The 22,546-nt window shown below is 69.6% G+C and carries 21 protein-coding genes; 7 read left to right on the forward strand and 14 right to left on the reverse strand.

Annotated elements, in window-relative coordinates:
* Positions 1-68: 68 nt before the first annotated feature.
* The 5 genes from EFA46_RS04385 (at position 69) to EFA46_RS04405 (ending at position 6,873) form a co-directional block, all read left to right on the forward strand.
* The gene (locus EFA46_RS04385; RefSeq protein ID WP_176969834.1) at positions 69-239 is read left to right on the forward strand and encodes a hypothetical protein; all 171 of its coding nucleotides are present in this window, start codon (positions 69-71) and stop codon (positions 237-239) included.
* Positions 240-278: 39 nt separating this feature from the next.
* Positions 279-701: a PPC domain-containing DNA-binding protein gene (locus EFA46_RS04390; RefSeq protein ID WP_123074458.1), complete on the forward strand. Its 423-nt coding sequence runs from the start codon at positions 279-281 to the stop codon at positions 699-701.
* A gap of 251 nt (positions 702-952) precedes the next feature.
* Positions 953-5,998, forward strand: a complete 5,046-nt coding sequence (gene polC, locus EFA46_RS04395) for a DNA polymerase II large subunit (RefSeq protein WP_123074457.1) — start codon at positions 953-955, stop codon at positions 5,996-5,998.
* Between the two features lie 252 nt (positions 5,999-6,250).
* Complete coding sequence (locus EFA46_RS04400) at positions 6,251-6,520, forward strand: hypothetical protein (RefSeq protein ID WP_123074456.1); 270 nt, start codon at positions 6,251-6,253, stop codon at positions 6,518-6,520.
* A 65-nt stretch (positions 6,521-6,585) separates the two neighbouring features.
* The gene (locus EFA46_RS04405) at positions 6,586-6,873 is read left to right on the forward strand and encodes a rubredoxin-like domain-containing protein (RefSeq protein ID WP_123074455.1); all 288 of its coding nucleotides are present in this window, start codon (positions 6,586-6,588) and stop codon (positions 6,871-6,873) included.
* Positions 6,874-6,931: 58 nt separating this feature from the next.
* Here EFA46_RS04405 and EFA46_RS04410 read toward each other — a convergent pair whose 3' ends face one another.
* The 11 genes from EFA46_RS04410 to hemB all read right to left on the reverse strand — a co-directional run bounded on the left by EFA46_RS04410 (position 6,932) and on the right by hemB (position 19,319).
* Positions 6,932-7,291, reverse strand: a complete 360-nt coding sequence (locus EFA46_RS04410) for a NifU family protein (RefSeq protein ID WP_123074454.1) — start codon at positions 7,289-7,291, stop codon at positions 6,932-6,934.
* 54 nt (positions 7,292-7,345) lie between these two features.
* A complete protein-coding gene (locus EFA46_RS04415) occupies positions 7,346-7,672 on the reverse strand; it encodes a DUF5783 family protein (protein WP_123074453.1) in 327 nt (108 codons plus the stop codon).
* A 68-nt stretch (positions 7,673-7,740) separates the two neighbouring features.
* On the reverse strand, positions 7,741-8,259 hold the full coding sequence (locus tag EFA46_RS04420; RefSeq protein WP_123074452.1) for a GNAT family N-acetyltransferase: 519 nt from the start codon (positions 8,257-8,259) through the stop codon (positions 7,741-7,743).
* A gap of 143 nt (positions 8,260-8,402) precedes the next feature.
* Positions 8,403-9,839, reverse strand: a complete 1,437-nt coding sequence (locus EFA46_RS04425; RefSeq protein ID WP_123074451.1) for a DHH family phosphoesterase — start codon at positions 9,837-9,839, stop codon at positions 8,403-8,405.
* Between the two features lie 50 nt (positions 9,840-9,889).
* Positions 9,890-10,636: a uroporphyrinogen-III synthase gene (locus tag EFA46_RS04430; protein ID WP_123074450.1), complete on the reverse strand. Its 747-nt coding sequence runs from the start codon at positions 10,634-10,636 to the stop codon at positions 9,890-9,892.
* On the reverse strand, positions 10,633-11,388 hold the full coding sequence (cobA, locus tag EFA46_RS04435; protein ID WP_123074449.1) for a uroporphyrinogen-III C-methyltransferase: 756 nt from the start codon (positions 11,386-11,388) through the stop codon (positions 10,633-10,635). Before cobA ends, EFA46_RS04430 begins: the two co-directional genes overlap by 4 nt.
* Positions 11,385-12,497, reverse strand: coding sequence for a hydroxymethylbilane synthase (gene hemC / locus EFA46_RS04440; protein WP_123074448.1), 1,113 nt, complete (start codon positions 12,495-12,497; stop codon positions 11,385-11,387). The genes cobA and hemC overlap by 4 nt, the downstream gene beginning before the upstream one ends.
* A gap of 45 nt (positions 12,498-12,542) precedes the next feature.
* The gene (locus EFA46_RS04445; protein ID WP_123074447.1) at positions 12,543-13,817 is read right to left on the reverse strand and encodes a glutamate-1-semialdehyde 2,1-aminomutase; all 1,275 of its coding nucleotides are present in this window, start codon (positions 13,815-13,817) and stop codon (positions 12,543-12,545) included.
* Between the two features lie 78 nt (positions 13,818-13,895).
* On the reverse strand, positions 13,896-15,554 hold the full coding sequence (locus EFA46_RS04450) for an ammonium transporter (RefSeq protein ID WP_123074446.1): 1,659 nt from the start codon (positions 15,552-15,554) through the stop codon (positions 13,896-13,898).
* A 600-nt stretch (positions 15,555-16,154) separates the two neighbouring features.
* Complete coding sequence (locus tag EFA46_RS16360; RefSeq protein WP_123074445.1) at positions 16,155-17,972, reverse strand: ammonium transporter; 1,818 nt, start codon at positions 17,970-17,972, stop codon at positions 16,155-16,157.
* Positions 17,973-18,287: 315 nt separating this feature from the next.
* Positions 18,288-19,319, reverse strand: coding sequence for a porphobilinogen synthase (gene hemB, locus EFA46_RS04460; protein ID WP_123074444.1), 1,032 nt, complete (start codon positions 19,317-19,319; stop codon positions 18,288-18,290).
* 131 nt (positions 19,320-19,450) lie between these two features.
* Here hemB and EFA46_RS04465 point away from each other — a divergent pair, with 131 nt between their 5' ends.
* On the forward strand, positions 19,451-19,825 hold the full coding sequence (locus tag EFA46_RS04465; RefSeq protein ID WP_123074443.1) for a hypothetical protein: 375 nt from the start codon (positions 19,451-19,453) through the stop codon (positions 19,823-19,825).
* Between the two features lie 9 nt (positions 19,826-19,834).
* On the opposite strand, the gene EFA46_RS04470 is transcribed toward EFA46_RS04465, so the two are convergent.
* The 3 genes from EFA46_RS04470 to EFA46_RS04480 are packed head-to-tail and all read right to left on the reverse strand — an operon-like array spanning position 19,835 to position 21,831.
* Positions 19,835-20,542, reverse strand: coding sequence for an energy-coupling factor transporter transmembrane protein EcfT (locus tag EFA46_RS04470; RefSeq protein WP_123074442.1), 708 nt, complete (start codon positions 20,540-20,542; stop codon positions 19,835-19,837).
* Entirely contained in the window at positions 20,536-21,237 is a 702-nt protein-coding gene (locus tag EFA46_RS04475; protein WP_123074441.1) for an energy-coupling factor ABC transporter ATP-binding protein, read from the reverse strand. Before EFA46_RS04475 ends, EFA46_RS04470 begins: the two co-directional genes overlap by 7 nt.
* A gap of 12 nt (positions 21,238-21,249) precedes the next feature.
* A complete protein-coding gene (locus EFA46_RS04480) occupies positions 21,250-21,831 on the reverse strand; it encodes a biotin transporter BioY (RefSeq protein ID WP_123074440.1) in 582 nt (193 codons plus the stop codon).
* 101 nt (positions 21,832-21,932) lie between these two features.
* Between EFA46_RS04480 and EFA46_RS04485 the strand changes: the two genes are divergently transcribed.
* On the forward strand, positions 21,933-22,532 hold the full coding sequence (locus EFA46_RS04485) for a conditioned medium-induced protein 4 (RefSeq protein ID WP_123074439.1): 600 nt from the start codon (positions 21,933-21,935) through the stop codon (positions 22,530-22,532).
* The last annotated feature ends 14 nt before the right edge of the window (positions 22,533-22,546 follow it).

Consider the following 22,546-nt stretch of genomic DNA (forward strand, 5'->3'; position numbering starts at 1 on the left):
CCCCACTCGGACCGCCGCCCTCCGCATCAATGAATTTAAGTACACCGTGGCACGTGGTACTAATTGACATGGCATCCGATACGACCGTCGTGCCGAGCGCGTCCAGCGCCGGTGAGGTCATGGCCGCCGTCGACGACGACGGCGGGGTGGAGCGCTTCGTCATCGCCGACGTCTCCGCGGAGGAGGCGTGGCTCGCCGCACCCACCGGGGAGGCGAAGCCGCTCGCATCGATGCGTTAACCCGGTCCTTTTTCTCGCCAGCCGCCGACCCCTCCGAGTATGGACGCACGGGAAGTCACGGGCGAGCGCGAGTTCGCCGTCCGCTTCGACCACGGCGAGGAGTGGATCGCGGAGACCGAGTCGTTCGCCACCGCCGCCGACGTCGACGCCGGGTGGTTCAGCGCCACCGGCGCCGTCGTCGACGCCGAAATCGCCGTCTACGACCAGGACGACTTCGCGTATGAGACCGTCACCTACGACGAGCCGCTCGAAGTCGCGGCCTGTACCGGCACCATCGCGCTCGACGACGACGGCGACGTCGCCGTCGACGCGCACGTCGTCCTCTCGCGGCCCTCCGGGCAGACCGTCTCCGGCGCGCTCGTCCGCGCCACCGTCTTCGACGCCGAACTCTACTGTCGCACCTTCGAGGACGCGCTCACTCGCGAGCGCGACACCGCGAGCGGCCGGGAGCTGTGGGAGTGAACGCGGCGCCGAGCGCTAGCGAGGCGCCGCGAAAAGGCGAGCGTTGAACGAAGTGAGGCGCGAGCGACGCGACGCCGTCCGCGCCGAGCGGGCGGTAGCGAGCGAGGGGCCGCGTGTCCGTGCGGGCGACTCGTGGGTCGCCCGCACGACGAACGCGAGCTCTCGACGTCGAGCGAGGGGTCGCGACGACGTGGACCGAGGCGAACACAACCCTCAATAGCCTCAGCGCTGTACCCTTCGTGGACCACCGAATGCGCCCGGAAGACGACGCCTACTTCGAGGGACTCGAGTCGCGACTTGACGAGGCGTTCGCCGTCGCGGAGGAGGCGAAGACTCGCGGGGAGGACCCCGTTCCCGAGGTCGAGATTCCGGTCGCGAAGGACATGGCGGACCGCGTCGAGAACATCCTCGGCATCGAGGGCGTCGCCGAGCGCGTGCGCGACCTCGAGGGCGAGATGGGCCGCGAGGAGGCGGCGCTCGCGCTCGTCGAGGACTTCGTCGAGGGCACCGTCGGCGACTACGACACGCGCGCCGGGAAGATCGAGGGCGCGGTCCGGACCGCCGTCGCCCTCCTGACCGAGGGCGTCGTCGCGGCGCCCATCGAGGGCATCGACCGCGTCGAGCTGCTGCAGAACGACGACGGCACGGAGTTCGTGAACGTCTACTACGCGGGGCCGATCCGCTCCGCCGGCGGCACCGCCCAAGCCCTCAGCGTGCTCGTCGCCGACTACGCCCGCTCGCTTCTGGGCATCGAGGAGTACGGCGCTCGCACCGACGAGGTGGAGCGCTACGCCGAGGAGATCTCGCTCTACGACGACGAAACCGGCCTCCAGTACTCGCCGAAGGACAAGGAGGCGAAGTTCATCGCCGAGCACATGCCCATCATGCTCGACGGGGAGGCCACCGGCGACGAGGAGGTGTCGGGCTTTCGCGACCTCGAGCGCGTCGACACGAACTCCGCGCGCGGTGGGATGTGTCTCGTCCTCGCGGAGGGCATCGCGCTGAAGGCCCCGAAGATTCAGCGCTACACGCGCCAGCTCGACGAGGTAGAGTGGCCGTGGCTGCAGGACCTCATCGACGGCACGTACTACGACGACGACGGGGGCGACGACGCGGCCGACGCGGACGAGGACGAGGGCGACGACGGCGAGGACGAGGCGACCCCCGAGGAACCCGACGACGCCCCGGACGGCCCGCCGCGCGTCGACCCCGACAGCAAATACCTCCGCGACCTCATCGCGGGCCGCCCGGTCTTCGGCCACCCCTCCGAAGCCGGGGGGTTTCGCCTGCGCTACGGCCGCGCGCGCAACCACGGCTTCGCGACGGCGGGCGTCCACCCGGCGACGATGCACGTCGTCGACGACTTCCTCGCGACCGGGACGCAGATCAAGACCGAGCGCCCGGGGAAGGCGGGCGGCGTCGTCCCCGTCGACTCCATCGAGGGCCCGACGGTGAAGCTCGCGAACGGCGACGTCCGGCGCATCGACGACCCCGAGGAGGCGCTCGAAGTCCGGAACGGCGTCGTCGAAATCCTCGACCTGGGCGAGTACCTCGTCAACTACGGCGAGTTCGTCGAGAACAACCACCCGCTCGCGCCCGCCGGCTGGACGGTGGAGTGGTGGGAGCAGGCACTCAAAGCGGACGGCGCGGACGTGCAGGCTCTCCGGGACTCGCCGTACGTCGATCTCGCGGACCCGGACCCCAAGCAGGCCCTGTCGTGGGCGGCCGACTACGACACGCCACTCCACCCCCAGTACACCTACTGCTGGCACGACCTCGGCGTCGAGGACTTCCTCGCGCTCGCGGACGCCGTCGACGGCGCCGCCGTGCAGGACGACACCCTCCGGGTCCCGAACACCGAGGGCGCGCGCGACGCCCTCGAACGACTCCTCGTCGAACACTCCCAGAGCGACGCGACGCTCACCGTCGCGGACTGGCGCCCGCTCGTCCGCACGATGGGCTTCGACGACGACCTCGAGCGCGGGTGGGCGCCCGACGACCTCCCCGACGAGGCCCACGAGTGGCCGAACGCGATGCGGGCCGTCGAGACCGTCGCGCCCTTCGCCGTCCGGGAGCGCGCCCCGACGCGCGTCGGGAACCGGATGGGCCGCCCGGAGAAATCCGAGTCGCGCGACCTCTCGCCCGCCGTCCACACGCTCTTCCCCATCGGCGACGCCGGCGGGAGTCAACGCTCCTTCCGCGAGGCCGCCGACTACGCGCCCGACATGCGCGCCGAGCAGGGCCTCGTCGACGTCCAGCTCGGCGAGCGGGCGTGCCCGGACTGCGGCGAGCACACCTACAAGCCCCGCTGTGAGTCCTGTGGCGCGTGGACGGACCCCCACTACGAGTGCGAGGACTGCGGCATCGTCGCCGAACCCGACGAGTCCGGGCGCGTCGAATGCCCGCGCTGTGAGCGCGAACTCGACAACGTCGAGCGCCAAACGGTGGACGTTCGCGACGCCTACCGCGAGGCGCTGCAGGCCGTCGGCGAGCGCGAAAGCGCCTACGACATCCTCAAGGGCGTGAAGGGGCTCACCTCCACGGAGAAGGTCCCCGAACCCATCGAGAAGGGCGTCCTCCGCGCGAAACACGGCGTCACCACGTTCAAGGACGGCACCGTCCGCTACGACATGACCGACCTCCCCGTCACCTCGGTGCGGCCCGCCGAACTCGACGTCACCATCGAGGACTTCCGCGAACTCGGCTACACGGAGGACGTCAACGGCGACCCCCTCCAGCACGACGACCAACTCGTCGAGCTACGGGTACAGGACGTCGTCCTCCCGGACGGCGCGGCCGAGCACATGCTCAAGACCGCGGACTTCGTCGACGAACTCCTCGAGGACTACTACGGCCTCGAGCCCTTCTACGACGTCGCGGAGCGCCAGGACCTCGTCGGCGAGCTCGTCTTCGGGATGGCGCCCCACACGTCGGCCGCCGTGGTCGGTCGCGTCGTCGGCTTCACGTCTGCGGCCGTCGGCTACGCGCATCCGTACTTTCACGCCGCGAAGCGCCGGAACTGCTTCCACCCCGACACGAAGATCTGGTTCGAGGACGAGTCCGGCGAGACGCGCTACGAGGCCATCGAGACGCTCGTCGAGGGGCGTCTGGACTCCGAGAGCGCCGAGGAGGACGACTTCGGCACGCTCGTCCAGGAACTCGACGGCGACGTCCACGTCCCCTCCGTTGACGATGAGGGTAGCGTCGTCCGCAAACCCGTCACCGCGGTGTCGAAGCACCGCGCGCCCGACCACGTGGTCCGCATCGAGACGCGAAGCGGCCGGGAGATCACGGTTACGCCCGACCACGAGGTCCACGTCTTCGAGGACGGCGAAATCGCGTCGAAAGAAGCCGCACAACTGAGCGAGGACGACTACGTCGTCAAGCCCGCACACCTCGACGCGCTCAACGTTAGAGACGAACTGCGGACGTTCGACCTCCTCGCCGAGTTCGCACGGAGCGACGCAGTCGAGAACGACAGACTCACCGTCAAAGGGATCGAACGCGACGCTCTCTACGACCTGTTCGAGGACGCGCTCGCTGCCGACTGGGACGGACGGTTCTACCCCCTCAAGAGCACCGCCGAGTATCTCGGCCTCACGAAGAACGCACTGAGCAACTACGTCTACCGCGAGAGCGTTCCGTTCTCACTCCTCGTGGCAGTGTTCGGCTCCGCCGAGGCCGCAATCGAGCACGTCCCGGACGACGTGACGCTCGGGATGAAACGTGACACGACCGAACTCGACCGCCACGTCGAGCTGAACGAACGTGTCGCCACGCTCCTCGGGTACTACGCCGCCGAAGGATTCGTCCGCGAACAGGCGACGCCGAAAGGGACCATCCACCAGACGACAATCTGCGGCATCGAGGACGACGCCCGCGACTTCTTCGTCGAGGTGCTCCGCGAGGAGTTCGGTGCGGATCCCTACTGCGAGAACCACGCGAAGGTTACGGCGTCCGGTCGCCTGCTTAGAACGTTCTTCAGCGACGTGGTTGGTGGCGGGTCGTACGCTGACACGAAATGCGTACCGCAGTGTATCTTCGACGGTCCCAACGACATCGTCAGTGCGTATCTGTCTGGGTACTTTAGTGGCGACGGGACAGTCGAAAAGGATCGATTAGCAGTTTCGGCGACGACGGTGAGCCAGGAACTCAAAGAAGACGTGCTTGCGCTACTCACACGCCTTGGCATCTCCGGGCGAGTCGAGACTACCGACCAACGTCCGCTGGCTGAGCATTTTCCGGATTATTACGATGCGACCGACGAGTCAACTGCAGCGACGAGCTACGTCCTCCACGTCACCTCGGATGACGCCGTTCGGTTCGACGAACGCGTCGGCTTCCACCTCCCTCGCAAGGCCGCTCGACTCGCCAATCAAGTGTCGAGTATCGAGTCGCGTGGCTCCCGTGTCTTCGATGGAGGGGACGGAGACTACCTCGTTGAGGAAGTCGCGTCCGTCGAATACTGTGAATCCGACACCGACCACACCTACTGTCTCACGGTCGAAGACACGCATTCACTCGTCGCTAACGATTTATCAAACCGTCAATGCGACGGTGACGAAGATTGCGTGATGCTCCTCATGGACGGCCTCCTCAACTTCTCGAAGTCGTACTTGCCCGACAAGCGCGGCGGGCAGATGGACGCGCCGCTCGTGATGTCCTCGCGCATCGACCCGACGGAGATCGACGACGAGGCGCACAACATGGACGTCGTCGACCAGTACCCCCTCGAGTTCTACGAGGCGACCCGCGAGATGGCGGATCCCGAGGACGTCGACATCACCATCGCCGAGGAGTCGCTCGGGACGGACGAGGAGTACGCGGGCTTCGCGCACACGCACGACACGACCGACATCGCGCTCGGGCCCGACCTCTCGGCGTACAAGACGCTCGGGTCGATGATGGAGAAGATGGACGCCCAACTCGAGTTAGCGAGAAAGCTCCGCGCCGTCGACGAGACGGACGTCGCCGAGCGCGTCATCGAGGGGCACTTCCTCCCGGACCTCATCGGGAACCTCCGGGCGTTCAGCCGCCAAGAGACGCGCTGTCTCGACTGTGGGGAGAAGTACCGGCGGATGCCCCTCTCCGGGGACTGCCGGGAGTGCGGTGGCCGCGTCAACCTCACCGTCCACGAGGGCTCCGTGAACAAGTACATGGACACGGCCATTCAGGTCGCCGAGGAGTACGACTGTCGCGAGTACACGAAACAGCGCCTCGAAGTCCTCGAGGCCTCCCTCGAGTCCGTCTTCGAGGACGACCACAACAAGCAGTCCGGCATCGCGGACTTCATGTAGGACTTTCTTCGCACTCGGTCAGCGACGCTGACCGCTCGTGCGAAAAACCTCCACTAAAAAGGCCGCGAGCGCCGCCGGCGCTCGCGGATGGGTGCGCTGGACTGCGACGCCGCACACCGTCTCCACCGCTTCTCCTCGCCTTCCCCGTTCGCGACTACGTACGCTCCGTCCTCGCTGGCCGGCGTCCGTGACCGCGACGCCGTCGGGCGGCATCTATATGTGCATTGGTCACACACCCCAGTACGTACCGCTATGCAACCGTGTCAGAACTGTCAGTCGGTCATCGACGAGTACGTCCTGGACAAACATCTCGACGGCTTGCGAGACCTCACGGTCGACGACTTCAACGTCTGTGCGGACTGTGCGACCGTGGTCGCTGATGCGTGCGTGGAGTGCGGCGGTGCGGTCTACGTCCCCCGGAGCGAGACGACGACGCCCGACTACTGTCCGGCGTGCCGCGCGGACCTCATCGAGCGGACCGGCCACGACCCAGGCTGGAACCGCGAACCCGCCCGGCTCTGAGCGGGCGCGCAGCCTCCTCGCCGCCGGCGGTTGCCTTTAAGTCTCGGCCCGGTGAACCACCGCGTATGAGTGAGGAGAGCCCGGTCAAGCTCGGTACGGCAGTCTACAACGAGGACGGCGACGAAATCGGCGTCGTTCGCGGTTTCAACGAGGACGGCTTCTTCGTGACGACCCGCGAGGGCGCGGCGTCGTTCAGCGTCGAACACGAGCACACGCCCCACAACCTCGGGGAGGCCGAACTCCTCTGGCGCTGCTCGGACTGCGGGGAAATCGGCGACATCGAGGAGCTCCCCGAGTCCTGTCCGTCCTGCGACGCTCCGAAGGAACACCTCTACTACTGGACGGAGGACTGACGGACGCGGCGCTCGTCGGCGCTCGAAAAAACGCACTCGAATCGCTGCGAGAACCGTCTTAGAAGGGGGCCTGCGGGCCTTCGTCCTCCTCGGCGCCGTCGTCGGTCGTCTCGCCGGGGAAGGAGGGGCTCATGCCGCCGCCGTGGCCGCCGTCGCCGCCCATGCCGGTGTCGGCGTTGACCTTCTCGACTTCGGGAATCTCCTGCGTCATCCGGGCCTTGATGGCCTGGATCGTCATCGGGGAGATACCGCATCCGGAACACGCACCGCTGAGCTGGATGTCGACTTCCCCGCTCTCGCGGTCGATGTTCGTGATGGAGGCGCTCCCACCGTGCATCTGGATCTGCGGGAAGTTCCGTCGGAGGAAACTCGTGACGCGGTCCTCTAGGTCGTCCCCGGACTGGCCCTCGGTGCTCATGTGTGCGAGTAGGTTGTTCTCGGCCTTATGCTTTTGGTTGGTCGCCGTTCCGGCCTACTCCGCCTCGAAGTCGAAGACGACGCGGAGCTGGTGTTTGATGCCGTCGACGTAGAGGTCGAGGAGCTCGCTCGCCCGCTCCTCGCTCGCGACGACGTCCTCGAGGCGTGTGATGGGGTTCTCCGGGAGATCAACGCTAAACTCGCCGTCGCCCTCGTAGTGGGGCTCGCTCTCGTTGAGCACCTGTTGGTCGAGCGCGTGGACGAGCGTGCTGTCGTACTCGGCGTTCAGGTCGTTGAACGCGCGCTTGTATGCAGTCTGGAGCTGCGGGAAGTAGTCGGTGTACTTCTTCTCCTCGAACTCCTCGGGCGTGAAATCGGCCATAACCGGGTCTTCCGCCCGTGGCGATAAAAGCCGGACGGTCCACCGCCGATACATCGGATACCGCTATATCAAACCTGCCTCGTCATGGTGATTTCGAAGCGCCCGCGCTCGGCGACGTCGAAGCCGAAGCGCCGGTAGAGCGCGCGCGCACACCGATTCGACGGCTCGACGGCGAGCCAGACCTGACCGCCGCCCGCGCTCCGGTGCGCGCCGAGCAGCCCTCGGAGGAGGCCGGTGCCGACGCCGACGCCGCGCGCGTCCGGGGCGACGAAGACGGCGAGCTCGTGGCCGTCGCCGCTCTCGAGGAGCGCGGCGTGACCGACCGGTCTACCGTCGCGTCGGGCGACGACGCTCCGTCCCGCGAGGAGCGTGTCGACCCACTCGTCGCGCTCATCGCGGCGCGCGGGCGGGAGGCCCTGCGTCCGGTCCGTCGGGTCGAAGCGGCCGTACATCGCGCGGAGCGCGTCGGCGTCGCTCGCCGTGGCGGTGTCGATAGTGACGCGCTCGCCGTCGGCGTCGAGGAAGCTGTAGGGTGGTTCGCGGAGTCGTTCGTCGGGCGTCGTCGTCCGTGTCGTGCTCTGGGTCATGTGGGTGGCGTGCTCGGGTCCGGGGGTCGCTGGTCGCGGCGGCGGGGCTGGCTTCGGCTGTGGGTCGCGTCGTGTGCTCCTACTGCTGGTGCTGCCATACTCCCGTCAACGAACCCCCGTCACAAAACTATAACGGTCTTTAATTACGTTTCGAGCTGGTCGCCGACGGCGGCGTCCGCGGCCGCGACGAACGCCTCCTCTCGGCCCTTCGGCACCGTCGCACCCGCCGCGACCTCGTGTCCGCCCCCATCGCCGCCGACCGCACGCGACGCCTCCCGCGCCACCGCAGAGAGGTCGAGGCCGCGCTCGACGAGGCGCGGCGTCCCGCGCATCGACACCTTCACCGCCTCACCCTCCACGTCCTCCGCGTCGGCGTCCTCCTTGTTCGCGAACGCGATGACCGGCACGCCCGCGTCCACGTCGTCCTCGCCCATCGCCATCCCGGCGACGATCCCCACGACCGTCTCCGGGAGCCGATCACCGACGTGGAACCACTGGACGTGCTCCGCCCTCGTGACGCCGACCTCGCGGACGACGTTCACGCCCGTCGCGAGCGTCCGCCGGTGCTCGCGGAGCAGTTCGTGCGCCTCCCGAAGCGCCTCCCCCCGGTCGCCCGTACAGACCGCGAGACCGACGTCCGCGCGCTCGTAGCGCGCCGTCGCGTTCAACAGCGTCGAGAACTCGCTCGCGTCGCGCAGCTCCGTCCCGGGTTCCTCCTCGGTGAGCGTGTACGTCGTCCCGACGAGCGACTCCACCTCCTCGGGGTCCACGCCCGTCCGTATCGCGCGCTGGACGAGCGCGCTCACCACCGTCCGGCGGTCCTCGACCGTCAACTCCGCCCACGTCTTCCACTCGCCGTCCTCCCTGCAATCGGCGTCGAGGCCGTCGAGGAAGCGCAGCGCGCCGTTCCGGTCGCCCGTGATGCCGGGAATGGGTACGTCGCTCGCGTACGCGAGGAGCTTCGGGAGCGCGCGCGTCTGCGTCCCGAACACCGCGAGGTCCTTCCCGACCGCCAGCACGCCCGCGTCGACGCCCTCCTCGACAATGCCGGCGTTCGCGCCGACGAGTTCGCCCTCGACGGTTTGCATGTCGCCCACCGCGCCGACGACGGCGAGCGCCGCCAGGTCGCGGTTGTCAACGCGCTCGTCCTCGGCGTCGAGCGCGCGCGCGACACAGTAGGCCGCGCCCGCCCCGGAGAGCTCGCTCCCGCCGTCGAGGCCCTCCAAGAGGGGGTTCACGTGGTACTCGGTCTCGGCGTCCGCCGGCTGGTGGTGGTCGGCGACCACGGGATCGATGGCGTCGTACTCGGTGATGACGTCCAACTGGCCGCTCCCGTAGTCCGTGAAGAAGACCGTCTCGTACCCCTCCTCGACGTAGCGCTCGATGGCGCTCCGGTCGAGTTGCTTCTCGAAGGCGACGTCGTGTGCGATGCCGGCGCGCGAGAGCGCGGTGGTGGCGATGCCGGCGCTCGTCAGGCCGTCCGCGTCGATGTGCGACGTGAGGAGGAGGTCGTCGGCCTCGCGGAGGCGCGCGGCGCACCGCGCGGCCCGCGCTTCGAGTTCGGGGACGGGCGCGTTCATCACCCCGAAGTAGGCCGCTCGCGCGGATAAACTCCCGTACTCGCGACGACCTACTCGTGATAGCTCGGCGCGGCGTCCTCGACGACGGCGGTCGCGAGCGCGTCGAAGGAGGCCTCGGCGGGGACGACGTCCACCTCGATGCCGTGGCGCTCGGCCGTCCGGCGCGTCGGGTCGCCGATACAGCCGACGACGGCGTCGTTCAGTCCCGCGACGGCGGCCTCGCGGACGCCGCGCGCGGTCGCCGCCTCGAGGAAATGCTCGACGGTGAGCGAGGACGTGAACAGCGCGGCCTCCAGCTCGCCGGCGGCCGCCCGCTCCGTCGACGCGCCCGCCGCGTTCGGTCGGACGAGCCGATACAGCACCGTCTCGTGGACGTACCCGCCCGCGTCCTCGAGGCCGTCGGTGAGCACGTCCGAGCCGTGGTCGGAGCGCGCCACCTCGACGCGCGCGCCCCCGACGTCGGCTTCGAGCGCGTCCACGAGGCCCGCGCTCGAGTACTCCTCGGGGACGAGGTCCACCGCGTAACCGGCGTCGCGGAGCGCCGACGCGGTGCTCTCGCCGATGGCGCAGACGGTCGTCCCCCCCGCGTCCCATCCGGCGTCCGCCGCGAGTTCGACGCCGGTCTTGCTCGTCAGGACCGCGTAGTCGGCGTCCTCACGGGGCGTTCTGTCGGTGGGTTCGACGGCCAGCATCGCGTCCGGTACCGGTTCGGCGCCGAGCGATTCGAGCAACTCGGCGGCGTCCGCGAGCCGCCCGTCGTCCGGCCGGAAGACGGCCGCCCGGACACGCTGGCTCATCGGAGGTACTCCTCCAGCCGGTCGCGGACGGCCGCGACGTCGCCGATGACGGTTATCGCCGGTGGCTCGATGCCGGCCTCGTCGCGGACGTCGACGATGGTGTCGAGGGTGCCCGAGGCGACGCGTTGGCCGGGCCGCGTCCCCTTCTCGACGAGCGCGACCGGCGTCTCGGGGTCCATGCCGGCCTCGCGGAGCTCGCGGGTGTAGTCCGGGAGTTTGCCGACGCCCATCAGGACGACGATGGTCCCGCCGGTCTCGGCGAGCGCGGCCCAGTCGACGCTCGACTCCTCCTTCGTCGGGTCCTCGTGGCCGGTGACGAACGTCACGGAGGAGGCGTGCTCGCGGTGCGTGACGGGGATGCCGGCGACGCCCGGCGCGGCCACGGGCGACGTCACGCCCGGCACCACCTCGAAACTGATCCCATGTTCGGCGAGGTATTCGGCCTCCTCGCCGCCGCGACCGAAGACGAACGGGTCGCCGCCCTTCAGCCGCACCACGCTCTTGCCCGCCTCCGCGTACTTGAGGAGGCGCTCGTTGATCTCCGCCTGGGAGGTACGCTCGCCGCCCGCGCGCTTCCCGACGTCCTCGCCGCGCTCCTCCGGAACGAGGTTGAGTATCTCCGGGCCGGGGAGTTTGTCGTGGAGGACGACGTCCGCGCTCTCCAAGAGGTCGCGGGCCTTCACGGTGAGGAGGTCGGGGTCGCCGGGGCCGCTCCCGACGAGGTAGACCGTCCCGGGTTCGGCGTCCGTCATCGCTTCGCCTCCGCGATGAGGTCGGCGGCGCCCGCCTCCGCGAGGTCGGCGGCGAACGTCCGCGCCTCGCGAGCGTAGTCGTCGAGGCCGAGTTCGCGCGTCTCCGTCACGGCCTCCGACCCGTCCGCCGAGTAGACCTGGACGTCCGTGCGGACGACCTCGCCCTTCAGGAAGGCGTGGACGCCGATCGGCGCGATGCAGCCGCCGCCGAGCTCCTCGAGAACGATGCGCTCGGCCGTCGTCTCGACGCGCGAGCGCGGGTGGTCGAGCGCTTTCTGGATGCGCTCTGCGACCTCGGTTCCCTCGCGCGCCGTCACCGCGAGCGCGCCCTGCCCGGGCGCGGGGACGTGCTCGTCCGTCGCGAGGTCGACGAGGTCGACGCTGTGCGCGAGCCCGGAGCGCTCGAGGCCGGCGCGCGCGAGCACGACCCCGTCGTACTCGGTGTCGACCTCGCGCCCCATCGCCTGCTTCTCGAGCTCGGAGCGGTCGTCGAACCACTCCTCGACGGTGCGCTCGTACTCGCGGGTCGCCTCCTCGGGGTCCTTCTCCGGCTGGTTTTCGTAGCGCGCGCGCTGCTCCTGGTAGGCCTCCTCGGCCTCCTGTCGGGCCTCGTGCTCGGCCTGCAGGTGGACGGCGAGCAGTTTCTCGATGCGGGTGTCGACGTTCCCGCGGAGGTCGGCCACCTCGAGGTCGGGGCGACGCGACTTCACCTGCGCGCGCCGGCGCAGACTCGACGTGCCGACGACCGCGCCCGCCTCGAGTTCGTCGAGTGTCGTTCCGTCCGGTGTGACGAGGACGTCGCCCGCGCTCGCGCGCCGGGGGACGGCGGCGACCACGAGGTCGTCGGGCATCTCCGTCGGGACGTCCTTCATCGAGTGGACGGCGGCGTCGACGTCGCCCTCGAGCACGCGCTCGTCGAGCGCGCGGACGAACGCACCCGTCTTCCCGAGGTCGGCGATGCGCTCGTCGGTGATGCGGTCGCCCTCGGTTTCGACCTCCACGAGCTCGACGTCGTGGCGGCGTTCCTCGAGCGCGGCCTGGATCTCGCCCGCCTGCCGGAGCGCCAGCGACGACCCCCGCGTCGCCAGCCTGATGGACTCGTCTCGCATACCGTACCCTCGGTATCGCGACTTGAAACCCCCTTCGGACCCAGTCTAGAGGGCGTCGCGGTAGGCCTCGATGGTCTCCTCGACGTCCGCCGCCGTGTGCGCGTGGGAGACGAACTGGGACTCGAACTGGTTCTGCGAGAGCATGACGCCCGCCTCGAGCATCTGCGGGCGGAAGACGCGGTTCCAGCGCGCGACGTTCGCGCGCCCGACGTCCGCGCCGTTGCGCGGTTTCCGGCCGTCGCGCGTGAAGACGACCTTGAACAGCGAGTCCGTCCCGACGACGCTGTACTCGGGCGCGCGCTCGGCGACGACGTCGCGCAGGCCGTCGCGCAACCGCTCCCCGAGGTCGTTCACGTGCTCGTAGACGTCGTTCTCGGCGGCGTAGGTGAGCGTTTCGAGGCCGGCCGCCATCGTGACCGGGTGCCCCGAGAACGTCCCCGCTTGGAAGACGCTCCCGGCGGGCGTGAACTCCTCCATGATCTCGGTCTTCCCGCCGATGGCGCCGACGGGGAAGCCGCCGCCGACGACCTTCCCGAACGTCGTCAGGTCCGGTTCGATGCCGTACTTCCCCTGCGCGCAGGAGAGCCCGCCGACCCGGAAGCCCGTGATGACCTCGTCGAAGACGAGGAGGGCGCCGTGGTCAGCCGTGAGGTCGCGCAGCGTCTCGTGGTAGCCCTCGCGGGGCTCGACGATGCCCTTGTTCGCGAGAATCGGCTCGACGAGCACCGCCGCGATGTCGTCGCCGTGCTCCTCGAAGACCTCCGTGACGGCCGCCTCGTCGTTGAACGGCACGGGGATGGTGTGCTCGGCGAACGACGCGGGGATGCCCGGCGAGGACGGCGAGGCGTCGTCGGCGTCGCCCTCGACGAGCGTGGACTCCTGCGCGCCGTGGTAGCCGCCCTGCATGACGACGACCTTGTCGCGGCCCGTGTAGCCGCGCGCGAGGCGGACCGCCGAGACCGTGGCTTCGGTGCCGGAGTTGACGAAGCGCACCATCTCGACGCTCGGGACGTGGCGCGCGATGAACTCGGCGTGCTCGACCTCGACCTCGGTCGGCATCCCGTACATCGGGCCCTCGCTCACGCGTCGCTGGACGGCGGACTCGACGGGCTCGGGGAGGTCGTGGCCGAGGAGGAGGGGGCCGAGGCCCATCACCCAGTCCACGTACTTGTTCCCGTCTGCGTCGACGACTCGGCCCGCGTCGCCCTTCCGAACGAACGTCGGATACGGCTGGGGGGCCGCCCGGACGGAGGAGTTCACGCCGCCCGGGAGCACGCCGAGCGCCCGGTCGTAGAGGTCACGCGAAGTGTCGCGGTTCATACTCCGAGTTCCCGCCGCCAGCGGGAAAGTAGTTACTGAGCCGGCGTATCGGTGGCAGACGGCGGGCGGGTCGACCGGCTACACGGCCTCGGTGCCGGTCTTGCCGGTGCGGATCTGCGTGGCCTCCGAGACGGGGAGGACGAACACCTTCCCGTCGCCCTTCTTCCCGGTCTTCGCGCCGTTGCGGATGGCGTCCACGACGTCCTGCGTGGGCGTGTCCGCGACGACGCACTCGACCTTCACCTTCTGGTGGAGGTCGACGACGTACTCCTCGCCGCGCCACTGGCCGGTCGTCGAGGGCTGACTCCCCCGTCCGGAGACGTCCGTGACGGTGAGCGAGGGCGCGCCGACCTCGGCGAGCTCCTGTTTCACCTCGCCGAGGCGGTCCGGGCGGATGTACGCCATCACGAGCTCGATGTCGCTCGCCGGGCGCCCGCCGTCCGGGACGGTGCCCCCGTCGGGGACGCCGATGCGGTCCTGGTCGCCGAACTCGGGGTAGGTCTCGACGCCGTGTGCGGCGACGTCGAGGCCGGTCCGCTCGGTGTCAGCGTCGACGCGCGCCCAGTTCGCGGCCTTCGCGACCGTGAAGAGCGCGGCGGTGATGGCGGCGCTCACGGCGACGATGACGGCGACGCCGAAGACCTGCACGCCGAGCGTGCGAAGCGAGAACGCGTTCACGGTGACGAACGGCAGGCCGAACGCGACCGTCCCGAGCATCCCGGCGGTGCCGTGGACGGGGAAGACCGCGCAGACGTCGTCGACCTTGAGCCGGTGTTCGACGAACGAGAAGACGACGGGGAGCTGTGCGCCGGCGACGAGGCCGACGAGCACGGCGCCCGGCCACGTCGCCGCGTCCGCGATGGGGGTGACGCCGACGAGGCCGGCGAGCAGGCCGTTCGCGAGGAAGAGCGTGTCGAGCTTCTGCGTCCGATACCACGCGACGAGGCCGGCGCCGACGCCGCCGAGCGCCATGCCGAGCGTGGTGTTGAGCGCGACGCGCCCGACGGTCGCGAAGTTCGCGAGCACGAGCTGGCCGTCCTGCACCGCGAACACCTTCACGGCGGTGCCGACGTTGAAGCCGTACCAGCCGAAGCAGAGGATGAGCGTGCCGAGGACGGCGAGCGTGATGGAGTGGCCGGGCATCACGTTCGGCGTGCCGTCCGGGCCGTAGCGGTCGCGGCGCGGGCCGATGAGGTAGGCGCCGACGAGCGCGGAGATGCCGCCGAGCGCGTGGATGACGGCGCCGCCCGCGAAGTCGTGAAAGCCCATGCCGGCGAGCCAGCCGCCCGACCAGACGAGACCGTCGGCGACCGGGTAGACGACGCCCGCGATGACGGCGGTGTAGAGGACGTACATCCGGGGACGGGTGCGGCCGGCGACGGCGCCGGAGACGACGTTCGCGGCGGCGATGGCGAAGACGCCGCCGAAGAGCCAGTTCACCCACGCGTTCGGGTCGCTCGGCGCGTAGACGCTCGCGAACGCCCCGCCGACGTCGAGGCCCCCGGCGCCGGTGAGTTCGCCGATGACGGTGGCGACGGCGGCGCCGACGGCGAAGTAGACGAGGATGCCGACGACGAGCGTGATGATCGTCTGCGTGAGCTGGTTCGCGACGTTCTTCGCGCGGACCTGCCCGGCTTCGAGCATGGCGAAGCCCGCCTTCATGAAGAAGATGAGGAACGTGACGAGGAGCAACCAGACGAGGTTGACCCCGGTGGCGATGGTGGTCAGTTCGCTCATACGCCTCCCTCCGTGCCGGTGTCGTCGGTCGGTTCGTACTCAGTCACGACAGGTGGCAAGGAATCCTCCGATAAAAGCCCTAGCTTAAAAGTCCTCGTCTATACTCGAACTTGGTGTACGAACGTCCGATACGACAGGATGTATAGTGTGTATAAGGACGTAATGCGTCGAGAGGAGAGTGCAAGCGTTGCCCGATGGGTGGACGAACGTCTACCCGGCTCGGGCGCCACAGCGAACCGAAGCGCGGCGCGCGCCGGGCGCGCGCCACGCACCACACGGGTGGCCAGCGGTAGTGACTGAGTACGACGGACGGTGGTCGCCGGCCGGAACCACGAACGACTCAGGACGCGACTACCACCTCCCGGGCACGCGTTCGCTCGCGCCGCCGCGCGGCGGGCGCTCGCGCCGTCGCGGCCCCGCGACTCGCTCGGGCCCGCGTCGTCTGGCCGTGGCCCGTACCGACACCGCGGCGGCCGGCGACGCTCCCGGCAGTCGCGCTCCGGGCGCCGGTCGAGCGGTCGGTCGCCGCCGCGATGTCGGGGGTCACGCTCAGACCCTGTCGGACGGTCACCGCCCGATGCGTCCGTGCGCGCATGGCCCTCAGACCGCCTCCGGTCCGGTCTTGCCGGTGCGGATCTGGAGGGCGTCCTCGACGTCGATGATGAACACCTTCCCGTCACCGGGCTCGCCCGTCTGTGCGCCCTCCTGGATGGCTTCCGCGACGTCGTGCGCGTCGATGTCGGCGACGACGCACTCGATCTTCACCTTCTGGTGGAGGTCGACGACGTACTCCTCGCCGCGCCACTGCTCCGTCGTCGAGGGCTGACTCCCCCGTCCGGAGACGTTCGTGACGGTGAGCGAGGGCGCGCCGACCTCGGCGAGCGTCTGCTTCACCTCGCCGAGGCGGTCCGGGCGGATGACCGCCATGACCATCTTGATGTCGCCGTCCTCGATTTCCAGCTCCTCTTCGCCACCGTCCGTGCGAATCTCGTGCGTGTCCATGTTCTCGCCACCGTCCGTGCGAACCTCGTGGTCGTCGACGTCGACGCCGCCGTCGGTGCGAATCTCGCGGTCCTCGCCGCCGTCCGTGCGGACGCCGTAGGTCTGGTCCCGCCCGCCGTCCGCGACGACGCCCTCGTCGACGAACTCGGGGTAAGCCTCGATGCCGTGCTCGCCGCGGTCGAGTCCGAGCTCCTCCTCGTCCTCGTCGACGCGGAGGCCCCAGATGCCGTCCGCGATCTTCAGCGCGACGTAGGTCATCACGACCGTCCAGACGGTGATGACGAGGACGCCGACGATCTGCATGACGAGCTGGTTGATTCCGAAGCCGTCAGCGGCGAACACGGGGATGAGGATGGTGCCGAGCGCACCCGCGCTCCCGTGGACCGCGAAGACGCCACAGACGTCGTCGATCTTGAGGTTCTCGACGATCCAGTGGTAGACGAGCGGCGCCTGAATGCCGCCGAGCAGGCCGATGATGACCGCACCCCACCAGGTGACGTGCGCGCAGGCGCCCGTGATGGCGACGAGGCCGGCGAGCAGGCCGTTCGCCGCGAACAGCGGGTCCGGCTTGCCCTCGCGGAGGGTCGTCACGATGGTCGAACCGATAGCGCCGACGCCCATCGCGAGCGTCGTGTTCAGCGCGACGCGGCCGAGTGCGGCGCTGTTGAAGGTCACGCCCTCGAGCGTCGTCGCGTTCGCGGAGATCGAGAGGATGCCCTGCGTCCCGACGTTGAAGCCGTACCAGCCGAACGCGAGGATGAACGTCCCGATGACGGCGAAGACGACCGAGTGTCCGGGTATCGGGCGCGGGTTGCCCTCGCTGTCGAAGCGCCCGCGACGCGGGCCGACCATGTACGCCGCGACGAGGCCGGCGACGCCGCCGAGCATGTGGACGACGGTCGCGCCAGCGAAGTCCTCGTAGCCGGCGCCGATGAGCTGTCCGAGGAACCCACCCGACGAGAGCAGGCCGCCGCTCCACGCGAACCCGCCGATGACCGGGTAGATGACCGCGGTCAGGCAGATGGCGAGGAAGACGTACGCGGAGAACTTGATGCGCTCCGCGACGGCGCCGGAGACGATGGTCGCCGCCGTCATCGCGAAGACGGCGCCGAAGAGCCAGCCGACCGCGCTCCCCGGGTCACCGATGTACGCGAACGCGTCGGCGATGCTGAGGGGCGTGCTCGCGTTCGTCAGCTGGCCGGCGATGGCGTAGATGCCCTGCCCGACGACGAAGAACACGAAGACGCCGAGCGCCCAGTCCATCATGTTCTTCATCACGACGTTCCCGGCGTTCTTCGCGCGGACCTGTCCGGCCTCGAGGAGCGCGAAGCCCGGCTGCATGAAGAAGATCAGGAAGCAGACGACGAGCGTCCAGACCGTGTTGACGCTGTTGACGAGGTCGATGATGCTCGCCATTTACGACACCTCTCCCATGGTACCGACTTCAGTTAGACGTTCGTTCACCGAAATTGCTGAGTTGCGTGAAACCATCGTGGTGATCTACGAGAGAAGTGCATGCAATGGCTACACATAACCTTTTGGTTTACAAACATCTAATATGGGGTGATTCGGTGGTCGTATGACCACTATACATTCGTATACTACGTGTTTAAGGTCGTAATATGCCCAGCTAGTTGGTGAATATTTCCTCCAAACCGTTCGGATGTAGTGTCGGAAACACGTCACTACTGCCGGTTTGTGGGTGCGCGACGTCCCGCAGTGGGGCGGTCCCTAGAGGCGCGACGCCAGGTCCTCCGCGAAGTAGGTGAGAATCAGGTCGGCGCCCGCGCGCTTGATCGAGAGCAGCGACTCGTGGGCGGCGGCCTCGACGTCGAGCCACCCCTTCTCGTCCGCCGCGTGGAGCATCGCGTACTCCCCGGAGACGTTGTACGCCGCCACCGGCAGGTCGAACTCCCGGCGGACGTCGGCCACGACGTCGAGGTAGGGGAGCGCCGGCTTCACCATCAGTACGTCCGCGCCCTCCTCGACGTCCAGACTCGCCTCCGTCATCGCCTCCCGTCGATTCGCCGGGTCCATCTGGTAGTGTCGCCGGTCGCCGAACGACGGCGCGCCGTCCGCCGCGTCCCGAAACGGCCCGTAGAACGCCGACTCGTACTTCACCGCGTACGCCATCACCGGCAGGTCCCCGTAGCCCGCGTCGTCGAGCGCCCCGCGAATCGCGCCGACCTGTCCGTCCGCCATCGCCGACGGCGCCACCATGTCCGCGCCCGCCTCCGCGTGCGAGACCGCCGTGCGCGCGAGCAGTTCGAGCGTCTCGTCGTTCTGCACCGTCAGCCCCTCGCTCAAGCCCGCGTCGCCCTCGGGACTCGGGTCGGAGTCCAGCGCCTCCCAGCGCTCCCGCGCGTCGCTCGTGAGCACCCCGCAGTGGCCGTGCTCGGTGTACTCGCAGAGACAGACGTCCGTGATGACGTAGGCGTCCGTCTCCGCCGTGATACGCCGGACGGCCTCCTGCACGACGCCGTCGCTCGCCCACGCGCGCGACCCGCGTTCGTCCTTCGCTTCGGGAATCCCGAACACCATCACCGCCTCGACGCCCGTCGCGCGCACCTCTTCGACGCGCGCCACCGCCTCCGAGAGCGGCACGCGTTCGTGGCCGGGCATCGACTCGATGGCCACGCGCTCCTCGGTCGTCGCGTCCACGAAGACGGGCGCGATGAGGTCCGACGCGTCCAGCGACGTCTCGCTCACGAGTCCCCGCACACCGTCCCGGCGGAGTCGCCGGGGTCGTCGCGTCTGCTCCATACGCACGATTGGACGGCCGCTCGCTTAGGGCTCCCGGAGGCGGCACGAGGGTATTCTGTATCGCGCCATCCGATTTATGTTGCCTCACCGACCGGGCAACCTTATATGTTACAGACTCACACACCCTCGTGATGACGGCCATCGCGCTCGACGTCACGGGCGACTGGGGTGAGGACCTCCTGCACGCGTACTACGCGAGCCAGCAGGAGAAGAAGCGGCGTCTGCGCCCCGACGAGGAGTGGCGCGACCCCGAGGCCACGCCGGGCTTCCTCCTCTCCCTCGAGTACCTCGGGGAGCGCCCGTACGTCGAGGCGCTCGTCCCCGCGTGCGTCGACGCCTGCCTCGACGCGTACGACGGCACCGTCACCGGCGACGCCCTCGACGACCTCGCCGCCGACCTCCGCGCGGCCGCCCCCGACGGGGACGCCTTCGACGTCGAGACCGGCCCGCTCGCCGTCTGCGAGTTCGCCCGCGAGCGAGGCCACGCCGTCGAGCTCCGCGAGTAGGGCCGGCGCTCACCAGACGAGGCCCGCCGCGACGAGCGCGCCCGCGACACAGAGGACGGCGTAGTCGCCCCGGGTGAACGCGAGTGCGGGCGCGGTCGCGTTCCACGAGAGACAGCGCGCCCGCATCGCGAGCGAGAGCGCGTCCGCCCGGTCGAACGCGCGCTCGAGACCCCCGACCGCGAGGTGCGCGACGCGCTCGTCCACGCGGCGCTCGTCGCCGAGTCGCGCCCACGCCGCCTCGCGGAGCCGCCGGACGTCCGCCTGCAGGAGGGGCAGATAGCGGAAGACGAGCGCCACCCCGAGGCCGAGATAGCGCCCGGGCCTCCCGGGCACCACCGAGACGACGGCCGCGCGCGACTCCCGTGGCGACGTCGTCTTCACGTACGCCGCCGCGAGCGCGAGCAGCAGGAGGGTCCGATAGAGCGCGAGCGCCGGGTCGACGGCGGCCTCGAGCTCGAGCCACGGCGGGCCGACGCGGAGCGCTTCGAGGAGCGGCGCGACGACGAGGAACGGGAGGACGCCGCGATACTCCGCCAGCGTCTCGCGAATGGGGAGCCGACAGCCGGCGAGCGCGGCCCAGCAGACGGCGGTGAGCGCGAGGAGCCACGCCGGCGTCGTGTGCGCGAGCGCGACGCCCGCGACGACCGCCTGAAACGCGAGCTTCGTCCGGGGGTCGAGGCGGTGGCCGAGCGACTCGCCCGGCGAATAGCTCAGCACGGCCGCCGAACCGGAACGCCATCGAGTCGCTCGACGGCGTCTTCGGGGGTATCGTCCACGACCACGTCGCCGTCCGCGAGCACGCAGAGGCGGTCGGCGCGCGCGAGCAGGTCGCGCAGGTCGTGCGTCACGACGACGACGCTCGTCCCCGACTCGTGGAGCGCGTCCAGCCTGTCGAGGACGCTCTCGCGTGCGGGCTGATCGAGGCCCGTGAACGGCTCGTCGAGCACGAGGTGGTCGGGGCGCATCGCGAGCGCGCCCGCGATGGCGACGCGCTCGCGCTCGCCCCCGGAGAGCTCGTCGATGCGCTCGCTCCCCCGGCCCCCGAGGTTCACGGCGGCGAGCGCGTCCCGGACGCGGGCGTCGATCTCCCCGCGCGCGAGACCGAGGTTCTCCGGGCCGAACGCGACGTCCTCGCCGACCGTCGCCGCGACGAAGCCGTCGCGTGGCTCCTGAAAGACCATCCCGACCGCCGTCCGCGCCGCGACGAGGTCGTCCTGTACCCGCGTGCCGTTCACGAGGACGTCGCCGGCGTCGGCGTCGAGGAGGCCGTTCCAGTGGCGGACGAGGGTCGTCTTCCCGGAGCCGTTCGCGCCCGCGAGCACGACGAACTCGCCGTCCGCGACGTCGAGGTCGACCCCGTCGAGCACCCGCACGTCGCCGTAGCGGTGGACGAGGCCGCGCGTCTCGATCATCGACGCGTCACCTCAGGCCGCCCGGAGGCGGTCACTGCGCGCGGCGAGCACGGCGACGACGCCCTTCAGAATCTCGCCGGGGACGAACGGGACCGCCGCGACGAGGAGCGCCGCGTAGAGGCCGACGTCCGCGAAGATCGCGTACCCGAGCGTCCCGAACGCGTAGATGAGGAGCGTCGCGGCCGCGAGGCCGGTGGCGAGGCGCGAGAGCGCGATTTCACCCGTCGGCGTCAGGCCGTCGCGACCGTGCGCGAGGTAGCCGAGGACGCCCGCCGCGAACGGATACGACCAGAGGTAGCCACCCCACGGGCTGACGAGCGATCCGACGCCGCTCGCACCGTACGCGTAGACCGGCGCGCCGACCGCGCCCGCGACGACGTAGAGCGCCATCGCCGCGAACCCCCACGTCGGCCCGAGGAAGACGCCGGCGAGGAAGACGCCGAGCACCTGGAGGGTGTAGGGAACGGGCGAGAGCGGTAGCTGGAAGCTCACGTACGCGAGCGCACCCGTCAGCGCGGCGAAGAGCGCCGAGCGGGCGACGTTCGTCACGACCTCGTCGCCCACGAGGGCGACGGATTGCGTGTCCGTGCTCATGTTCCGCCCTCTCCCGTCAACCACCTTCAAGACTAGTGGTTTACGAGAGTGTCAATTCGTCCAACAAGCCTATATGCGTCGGGGGGCCATGGCGGGACAATATGGACGAGAAGACCCAAGAACTCCGGGATATCTTCATCGACGTCACGGACGGCGACACCGTGACCGAGACCCAAGAGGCCGGCCACGGGTCGCTCGCCACCGACGCCGAGATCGACGAGCGACTCCACGACGTCGTCGCGACGATGCGCGAGAAACTCGATTTCGAGAGCGACCTCGACACGGAGACGCTCGTCCGCGTCGTTCGCGGGTTCTACGCCGGCGACACCGACGCCGAAATCGCCGCCGAACTCGACCGCCCGACCGAGGCCGTCACCGAGGCCCGCCGCGACCTCCACCTCGTGCAGACCGACGTCGAGGACGCCCCCCTCGACCTCGACGCCCTCCGGCGCGCAATCGAGACCGGCGACCCGAGCGACGCCGACCTCGCCGACGACCTCGGCGCCGACCCCGAGACCGTCGCCGACTACCGCCGCGTCGCCCGCGTGCAGTCCGAGATACGCGCCGTCAACGACCAGTACCGCGGCGAGTTCGAGGCCGTCCTCCAGGACCGCGAACTCGCCGAACGACTCACCACCGCCGCCCAGGAGGACGGCCTCGAAGACGCCACCGAGGGCCAGGAGACGAACACCAACCTCTAAGCCCTCACACCAGC

The sequence above is a fragment of the Halarchaeum sp. CBA1220 genome (assembly GCF_003721175.2).
Lineage (GTDB): Archaea > Halobacteriota > Halobacteria > Halobacteriales > Halobacteriaceae > Halarchaeum > Halarchaeum grantii.